At 36.5% G+C, this 6,536-nt stretch carries 6 protein-coding genes and 2 pseudogenes; 6 read left to right on the forward strand and 2 right to left on the reverse strand.

Annotated features, from left to right (window positions below):
* A pseudogene (locus tag Sarmat_RS05610) lies at window positions 1-213 on the reverse strand (IS5/IS1182 family transposase); the annotation flags it as partial.
* 227 nt (window positions 214-440) lie between these two features.
* On the reverse strand, window positions 441-2,006 hold the full coding sequence (locus tag Sarmat_RS05615; RefSeq protein WP_202149808.1) for a tetratricopeptide repeat protein: 1,566 nt from the start codon (window positions 2,004-2,006) through the stop codon (window positions 441-443).
* A gap of 284 nt (window positions 2,007-2,290) precedes the next feature.
* On the opposite strand from Sarmat_RS05615, the gene Sarmat_RS05620 reads away from it, so the two are divergent.
* The 6 genes and pseudogenes from Sarmat_RS05620 to Sarmat_RS05645 all read left to right on the forward strand — a co-directional run.
* On the forward strand, window positions 2,291-2,968 hold the full coding sequence (locus tag Sarmat_RS05620) for a 7-carboxy-7-deazaguanine synthase QueE (protein WP_202149809.1): 678 nt from the start codon (window positions 2,291-2,293) through the stop codon (window positions 2,966-2,968).
* A 30-nt stretch (window positions 2,969-2,998) separates the two neighbouring features.
* Window positions 2,999-3,448, forward strand: coding sequence for a 3-hydroxyacyl-ACP dehydratase FabZ (gene fabZ, locus Sarmat_RS05625; RefSeq protein WP_202149814.1), 450 nt, complete (start codon window positions 2,999-3,001; stop codon window positions 3,446-3,448).
* Window positions 3,449-3,463: 15 nt separating this feature from the next.
* Window positions 3,464-4,240 (forward strand): acyl-ACP--UDP-N-acetylglucosamine O-acyltransferase, encoded by a 777-nt coding sequence (gene lpxA / locus Sarmat_RS05630; RefSeq protein ID WP_202149810.1) that lies wholly within the window; start codon window positions 3,464-3,466, stop codon window positions 4,238-4,240.
* The gene (locus tag Sarmat_RS07230) at window positions 4,234-5,073 is read left to right on the forward strand and encodes a UDP-2,3-diacylglucosamine diphosphatase LpxI domain-containing protein (protein ID WP_202149811.1); all 840 of its coding nucleotides are present in this window, start codon (window positions 4,234-4,236) and stop codon (window positions 5,071-5,073) included. The genes lpxA and Sarmat_RS07230 overlap by 7 nt, the downstream gene beginning before the upstream one ends.
* Window positions 5,074-5,097: 24 nt before the next feature.
* Window positions 5,098-5,655 carry an SH3 domain-containing protein gene (locus Sarmat_RS05640; RefSeq protein WP_202149812.1) on the forward strand — a complete coding sequence of 186 codons (558 nt, stop codon included), beginning with the start codon at window positions 5,098-5,100 and terminating at the stop codon, window positions 5,653-5,655.
* A gap of 566 nt (window positions 5,656-6,221) precedes the next feature.
* Window positions 6,222-6,373: pseudogene (locus Sarmat_RS05645) on the forward strand (IS481 family transposase); the annotation flags it as partial.
* Window positions 6,374-6,536 lie beyond the last annotated feature (163 nt).

Consider the following 6,536-nt stretch of genomic DNA (forward strand, 5'->3'; position numbering starts at 1 on the left):
ACATGAAAATATATACGGTATTCTCGTATATATTCAAGAGCCATAAGTAAACGATCTTGGATACTTAACTTGTTTCTTCTGCCACCTTTTGCTTTCTTTTTGATTTCTGCTTCTTGGAAGAATAACTACCGTTTTACAAAAGGTCTCTTGTTTTACCCCTGTTAATCCGCGAAATTTCTCGGCTTCTAATTTTTTGATCTGTTCGTATTTCATAATAGACCTCTAGATCAACTATTACATAATATTTTATGAAAAGTTTTTATGAAAAGTCTAGTTTCCGAAGAGATCTAATTTACTATAGTTATTCGCCAAATTAATTTGCCTCTTAGGCTCTTTATACAGCTTTGCTGCGCGCTTCATCGAGCGTACCACACCCATTACTTTACCTGGTGCATACGCGAGACGAGCGCAACATTTAAGACTTCAGATATAAATGTTTTTTATTTCTGATCAACTAATGATGTGGTCGCGTTGGTTTTGGAGTCAATTCCCTTTTGCACGAGCTCAAGAAATAATTGATCATTACGACAAGAGTTAGACATCTGCTCTAATTGAGCATAAGGCGCAATAGAACTGTTATGCAATAACAAGTCTACTACATTGTTTATTACCTTTGCCGCCGCTGCATCATCTTTATCTTTCTTTGCTCTTGTGAATGCATCGTAAAATGCGCTGCAAGCCGCCACCACATCAGCATGTGCGTTTGTGTTTTTGTACTGCAAGGTATGGTATTGCCCTAGTTCGTTATACCAAAAATGAGGCGCTGGAGTGGTGCATTTAATCGCAGTTTCCATGCACTTTGCTGCTGATGAGTAATCAGCATGCTTAGCATATATTCTAGCAATAGATAGATGAGATATATAATTCTTATAGTCAATCTTTAACGCATTTTCAAAAATAGTTTTGGCTTCACCATAATTTTCTTGATTCATCAGACACTTTCCAAGACACGTAAGAAGCTCGGCAGATCTGAAAGTCACGCTCCCTAACTCCAAGAGAAATTTACTAACTTCCTGTGGTTTCTCGGCTTTTATCAGCGCATCGCATGCTTCGTAAGCATAAGTGGTGCATAGTCGAAGAAAAGCGTCTTGCAATTCCGGCCTATCACTATGACTTTTGCTTTCTTCTGCGCATAGTGCATATGCTGTTTGCAACTTTTGCGCTGCATAATCATGCATTATTAAGTAGTTCGACGCGCATTGTCCAACGGCACGGAACAAATAATGATTATCTGGAGTAGCTGCTAACAGTAAATCCATTTTTTGTACGAGCTCCTCTGTTGGGTATAGTGCCATCATAAGCTTAATCATCGAAGTGTATTGTTGATGCGGATAGGAAATTTGTTTGTAATTTTCTGACATTTCATTTGTTTTGTGAGCAATATATTTATTTCCTATACTTATTAACCGCTCCAAAATCGATAATTTTGTCTCTATCTTTGCAATGCTCTCCTGGCCATTTTTATCATCTTCTGTAATTTTTGTCCTTAGAGATAATATCCTTGAAGCATAATCCTCTTTTGGTTGACGTCCGACTTCACTCCCTAACGCGCTCAATTGTATTTGTATCTCACGGCGTGCTTTGGATATTGCAGATGCTAAATCTTGGAATCCCCGAATTTTCAATTGGTCCAAGATACTTTTGTCTTCTTGCGCCAGCTGTAACGTCAGTACTCGCCTTATGTCGTCAGTATCGCATATCCATTGTTTTTGTGCTATCTCATTTTTCATGCGTACATTAGTTTTGAGGGTGAGTTCTATATCCTCTTGATTCTGGAGTTTGTTTGATGATCTTGTTACGCTATCCAATGCTTCTCGCATTTTAAATAAATCTCTATTAGCAAGAGCATCATTGTATTTTTGTATATATTCCCCGAGTTTCGTTGCTGTAAGTGAGTTGTTATTGTTCGATTCTTGTTTTTGAATCTGTTGTTGCTGTTGAATAAATTGAATCTTTTGTTGCTGTTGGCGTGGGGATGACGCCCTTACTGGAGTATTTGTTTGCATAAATATATACCATTAATTAAGTTTATTTGCTTGCGCAGTAAAAACAATATAATATTTTATTAATAAATACTACATGCTACTACATCGTTATTTTGAATATATTTTTGTATATATTTCATCTTAAATAAATAAAATACATTGATATAATACAAATCTTTCTTACTTCCATTATCACACAATACATACCTTAGCGATCTTGCAAAATAATCTCTGAATCGTTAAAATTGATAGTTTTCATCAATAATAGTGCACTAATTAATTTAAAACTTAGGTAAACGATAAAAATGAGAGGGGCTAACCTTAAAAGAGCTCCAGTCTTTCATGATGGTTCTGTTTTAGGCGTCAAACGTATCTTTAGTACCATTCAGGGAGAAGGACCAATGCAAGGTTGGCCTGCAGTATTTGTACGTCTTGGAGGGTGTAATCTTGCTTGTGAGTTCTGTGATACTTTTTTTGAAGATTTTTTGCAGCTTAAGATTGACGAAATTATTGATAAAATTTATTCTTTACTCACTCATCTTCCTAACACTCTTGGTTATTTAATTGTAATTAGCGGCGGAGAACCATTGCGCCAGCCAATACAACTGTTATGCGATACTCTGGTTAATTTGGGTTTTATTGTGCAGATTGAAACAAATGGTACTATTTATAGACAATTGCCACGAGAGGTGACTATAGTATGCTCTCCTAAATATAATACCTCTTATATAGCGCCAGATCAGCGCTTTGTGCAGCATAAAGCAAATTTCTTTTTAAAATTTCTTGTGTCGGAGCGCGTAGAGGGTTACAATTCTATACCGGATTTTGGATTCAATTTTCCAAGAGAGCAAGTGTTATTGCAGCCAATGGATGAATTTGATGAGCAGCTCAACCAAAATAACGCTAGGTTAGCAGTAAGATTGGCTATAAAATATAATTTTAAATTGTGCCTACAAATACATAAGATATTAAACATTGAGTAATCAAATCAAGTTAAAAGACGAATGAGTATTATGGAACAAACAATAGAAGCGACAGATTTAATCAAACTCATACCCCACAGATATCCCATTATGTTGTTAGATAGAGTGTGCTCGTATGAAAAAGGAAAAAAAATAGTGGGCGTGAAAAATGTAACATACAATGAGCCTCATTTTAACGGTCACTTCCCTAGTAAACCCATCATGCCAGGTGTGTTGATGATTGAGGCCATGGCGCAGCTTTCCGCCGTACTTGTAGCACTCACCTTAGATATAAACTTTAATAATGATGAAGTAGATTTGTATTTTCTGTCTATCGAGCAAGCCAAATTTCGTAAGGTAGTAGTGCCAGGGGATAGCATGATTATAGAATCGCACTGGATGCAAAATAGAAAGGAAGTATGTAAGTTTTCAGCTATAGCAAAAGTATCAGATAAGGTAGTGGCGGAAAGTAGCTTCATAACTCTTTTTAAAAAACAGTAAAACACAAGAGTCGATATGAATAATATACATCCTACAGCTATCCTCGAGAGCGGGGCGCGGATATCAAAAGAAGTCAGAGTTGGTCCTTATTGCGTCATTGGATCGGAGGTAGAAATAGAAGATAGAGTAGAGTTACAGTCTCATGTGGTAATTACAGGTAAAACCAAGATTGGCGCTGGTACCAAAATTTATCCATTCGCCTCTATCGGCCAAACGCCGCAAATTTTAAAAAATCCAGGTGATAGCAATAAACTCATCGTAGGAACAAATAATATAATTCGTGAATATGTTACTATTCAAAGTGGTAGCGCAGATGGTGGCGGGCTTACTAGAGTTGGTGATAATTGTTTACTAATGGTAGGTGTGCATATAGCTCATGATTGTATTGTAGGTAACAGAGTTGTAATAGCGAACTATTCTAGTTTAGCTGGGCACGTGCAAGTTGGTGATGGAGCAATTATTGGCGGGTTGTCTGCAGTGCATCAGTTTGTACGTATTGGATCTTATGCTATGCTTGGTGGCGCTTCGGCTTTAGCCCGTGATTTAATTCCCTTTGGGATTGCGAAGAATGAGAGAGCAAGGCTAGAAGGGTTGAATTTAGTTGGTTTAAAACGAAATAACTTTCAGAAAGAGCATATTGTGGAAGCGTTAAGAGCTATACATCATTTTCGTACAAGTGATGACAATTTTGATGACAGGATCCAAAAACTTTCTCGAAGTTTAGATAATGATATCATTAAATCTATTATAGAATTTCTGAATTCCAAATCTAAAAGATCTTTCTTGTGTTAAACTCCTCATACTTTGGCAAGATTGGGTTAATAGCAGGTTGTGGTAATCTGCCCATCCAGATCGCCAGATATATTTCGCAAAATGATCAAAATCTAACAGTAGTTGTGTTTCATGCTGAATATTTAGAGCATTACCTACCATTCACATCTGAGGTAGGGTGTTTTAGTGTTGGTCAGGTTGGCGCAATTTTTAATTTTTTACGAGCGCATCGTGTATCAAATTTAGTATTTGCTGGAGCTGTGCAAAGGCCAGATTTTCAAAATATTAGTGATCTTTTGAAAGTAGATTTGGTTGGAGCTAAACTACTTGCTAAAATTGTTACTCGTAAGTATAAGGGGGATGACGCGCTGCTCAGCGTGCTGTACGATACTTGCAGGAGTAATGGTTTCGAAATACTCTCGCCTCTTTCAATCATGCCCCAGCCTATATTAAACACACAGTCGCCATTACATAAGAGTCATATGATGAATATAAAAATAGGTGCATACACCCTTAGGGCGCTTGGCAAATGCGATGTTGGTCAGTCTATAGTGGTATATGAACAAAGAGTATTGGGCATAGAAGCTGCTGAGGGCACTGATGCTTTAATTGAGCGTTGTGCTAAATTAAGGCAAGGAGGCGTTGGGGGAGTGATGGTAAAAATGATGAAAGAAAATCAGAATCCAATGATGGACCCACCTGTCATTGGCGTAAATACAGTGAGACAGATGCAGAGATATGGATATGATGGAATAGCTGTGCAAAAAGATAAAGTGATTATTCTTGATGTGCATGAAATATTAAATCAACTAGATGATCGGTTTTTTTTGAATATTCTTGATGACACAGAATAATATCGTAATTTTAAATGGATATTCTTGTATAACGTATTAATTCTTATGAAGATTTGCTTAACGTTTGTTTTTGCTTGTTATTGTTTCGTCCCTTGCTTCAATGCCACTGCAAATATCACTAGTGATTGCAAGATTAAACAACAACAGCGACAAAATTTTTCAGAAATAAATATCGATAAAGAAGTAAAAAAAAGCCCTAGATTTGTTTCCATCAAATTTAATAAAGTAAATGCAAGATCAGATCCTGATTTTAACGCGCCAGTTGAGTGGATATTTAATCAAAAGTGGGAGCCGTTGTTAGTTCTAGACGAATATGAGCATTGGAGAAAAATTCAAGATATTAGCGGATATCGTGGGTGGATGCATAAAAGTTCACTTTCAACTAAACGTTCAGTTGTGGTAATTTGCGAAACTAGTATGCGCAAGAAACCTAATACTAAAGCGAAAATCAATGCAAAACTTTGCTCTCAAGTACGCTGTTTTTTGTTAAAAGAGGAGGGGACGTGGTGTAAGATTTCATGTATGGGTTATAATGGATGGGTTGAAAAAGAGTGTTTGTGGGGGGTGTATTATAACTATTAATAACATTAATGCAAATCAATCAAAAAAATTCTTACGCTTGGTGTTTGAGTATCATATAGCAAAATAAAACAATGGTGATTATAGTACTACCCATCAAAACCCATATAGCATTGGTTCTACCTTGAGCTCCCAATCATAAGTACCGTAATTGTCTTAATTTCTTTTTTAGTTCTAACAAACATGCTAGCACAATTTATTCTCATCATATAAGGAATATGTATTAACTAAGCTCTATACAGGAGGTTAGTATGAAATACGACAAAATAAAAATTTGATATTTTGGTGAAGAAACTTGAAGTATCATGAGCAACGAAAGTCGTTGGCAAATACAAGAGGCCTGGTAGGTTTTATGTTTGGGATCGATGTTTCAAGGGTATGCAGAATAATTAAAGCTTTGGAACGATTGGTTGCGAAGTTGATTGCGATAGAAAAAATCGCACTCTAAGCTATAAAGAGACTGAGCAGTTAATAGATGTAACGGAGCAAATAGTTGAAAGGTCTAGTTGTTCGATCCCAGAGAATAATGGTGTATATTATGAAGAGAATAATTTATGGAGCAAAATCTTATGGGACAAATATTACACGCGAATGCCAGAACAACGGAGGCAATCCGTAGAGAGATCCGTGATAGTAAAGAGAGCATAGAGAAAGCGGCTAAAAGATTTAATGTTAACCCAAAACAATCATCAAGTGGAGAAAAAGAGAAGATACGAAGGAATTTTGTGGGGGCACAAGGTGATTATTTACGCATCCAAAAATGAGAACCAGTCACGCAAAACATTTAACTAACCTATTCAGCATAATTTTTGTGAAAGCTAATTGAACAAAAGCCTTAGCGGATGAAGGGGAAATCTCATAATCCTTGGACAATCTTCTGAAAT

The sequence above is a fragment of the Candidatus Sarmatiella mevalonica genome, assembly GCF_016751895.1.
GTDB lineage: Bacteria > Pseudomonadota > Alphaproteobacteria > Rickettsiales > Rickettsiaceae > Sarmatiella > Sarmatiella mevalonica.